1 protein-coding gene and 1 pseudogene are annotated in these 2314 nt (G+C 39.8%); both read left to right on the plus strand.

Annotated elements, in window-relative coordinates; genetic code table 11:
• Positions 1-170: 170 nt before the first annotated feature.
• On the plus strand, positions 171-1013 hold the full coding sequence (pheA, locus tag JQC92_RS21925) for a prephenate dehydratase (protein WP_205001652.1): 843 nt from the start codon (positions 171-173) through the stop codon (positions 1011-1013).
• 146 nt (positions 1014-1159) lie between these two features.
• Positions 1160-2020: pseudogene (locus JQC92_RS21930) on the plus strand (PIN domain-containing protein); the annotation flags it as partial.
• Positions 2021-2314: the final 294 nt, after the last annotated feature.

Below are 2314 nucleotides of genomic sequence, written 5' to 3' on the forward strand. Positions count from 1 at the left end.
TGGTTTTTTAAGGCTGGACATTTGGCTTAAAACCGAATTTACTAGAGTAATCATGAGCGGTGGTTTCAGGGTCTTTTTTACAAACTATATTCTCGCAAACCCTGCTCATGATTTCGAATAATTCAGCTCAGTTCATAAAACTGTCCGAACTATTGATCTAAAAGGAATGTATGCACAAGATTGCTACTCTTGGTCCATCAGGTACGTATTCTGAACAAGCCTGTATTCGCTTTATTCAACAACTTGACGATGCTTGTAAAATTCATTTTTTTGCTTCAATTAAGAAAGTGATTGCAGCCGTTGGCGATGAGTCAGATATTGGTGTGATCCCGATTGAAAATTTTTCAGAGGGATATGTGTCTACCGTATTAGATGAGCTATCGAAAACCGATGTTCAAGTGCTGGCGGAAGTGATGCTACCGATCCGGTTTTCTTATGTCAGTAACCAGGCGAATAAACAAGATGTCGAAACACTGTTTGTTCAGTTCGTAGCCAAAAATCAATGCAGTGAATTTTTAGAATCATTTCAAGGTGTTGACTTTGTGCAAACTGAAAGCAATATTTTATCTCTTGAACAACTTAAACGCTGCGAAACACCCGCTGCGGCGATCATCCCCAGCGCTGCTGTGAACCAAGATGAATTTGCCAGGGTAGAACATGACGTTGCTGATTATGAAGAGAATCAAACTCGGTTTCTAGTATTAGGTAAACCTGCTTTGTCCATCAACTTGCCCATTGATTTAACGACCAGCGTTAAGACCTCTATTATTGTTTTTAATGATAATGACTGCCCTGGTGCACTCAATGAAATTTTGAACGGATTTGCCAGTAGAGGCATTAATTTATTATCCATCATTTCTCGTCCCACTCGGCAAGCTTTTGGGCAGTATTTTTTCTATATCGATTTAGAAGGACACGCACAAAGTCCAAATGTGGCTTCAGCACTGAGGGTCATTCAATCACAGCATCGAATAAAAATTTTAGGGAGCTATCACAAGATACACAGTGAGTAGGGGATATTAAAATTTAATAAAAAAATCGTATCTTTTTTCCCCAGCATAAGCTTTACTAAGAAGTATCTGCTGGCAGAACCAAAGGGAGGGTGACTGTAACCGTTATTCATTGAATGTGTTATTCACTCAGCATTTTTGGAGGCGCCATGGACCGAGACGACACTAAGCTGTTTGTATTAGATACCAATGTTTTATTGCATGAACCACTAGCGATATATTCTTTTAAGGAACATGATGTTGTAGTACCGATGACGGTACTGGAAGAGCTCGATAGCATTAAGGACAGAAAACGTGATGTAAGCCGCGACGCCAGAGTGGCTATACGAACATTAGAAGATACTTTAGGCGGGGACATTACCCCTGAACAGCTTGTAAAAGGCGTAGAATTACCCGCAAGGCCGGGTCATGAGGACGCAACTGGACACCTCTCTATTTTCCCTGATCACCAGATTGAATTTACGATTGGCACTTTGCCTGGTGATAACAACGATAACCTCATCTTAAACACGACGTTACACTTACAAAAGCTTCATGCGCCACGCATGGTTGTTTTGGTGACTAAAGACATCAATATGCGTCTCAAAGCCAAAGGAGCAGGCATTCAGCAAGTTGAAGATTATCGACGCGATCAGATCATCGATGATGTTCGTTTTTTAACAAAAGGGTTCCATCAATTTTCAGGTAACTTCTGGAAACATGTTGGCGATATCGACTCTCAGAGAGAGGGCCGAAAAACGTTCCATCAAGTTCCAATGGCGGAAATTGATACTGACCTGCTCTATGTTAATCAATACTTAATTGATGAAGACTCTGATTTTTGTGGACGTGTGGTTGAGAAAACCAGCGATCACGTAAAATTTCAAGATTTGAATCGAGAGCGTTTAATGAACCTAGACGCTTGGGGGATTCGACCTAAAAACGTCTATCAAGGCATGGCAATGCAGGCCTTGTTAGATTCTGATATCGACATGGTTATCCTAACTGGCCCTGCGGGTTGCGGTAAAACAGGTATTACTGCAAGCTTTTTTTCAATATTTGTGCAGACCTATCTACAGACCTTATTCTTACTGAATAAATTGAGTATTTATAACAGGCTAAGATCTAATCTCTCTAACATGTCATTAAGTGTGACTTAAAGAATAGAACCATTCATCAATAAATATAAATAATGGATTTAACCCTGACTCTTCTACACAAATATTATGGAAATTGAACTTATTATCGTTTCGTTGATCTGATCAGTAAATTACACTAGATAAGGCAACGCATCATGTCAATTTTCAACCAAGATCTATGGTCAA

Origin of the sequence: Parashewanella hymeniacidonis, from assembly GCF_016900895.1 — a bacterium.
GTDB lineage: Bacteria > Pseudomonadota > Gammaproteobacteria > Enterobacterales > Shewanellaceae > Parashewanella > Parashewanella hymeniacidonis.

Bases quoted from the DNA above. Each gene is read 5' to 3' on its own strand.
- pheA (WP_205001652.1), top strand. From the start codon at position 171: ATGCACAAGATTGCTACTCTTGGTCCATCAGGTACGTATTCTGAACAA.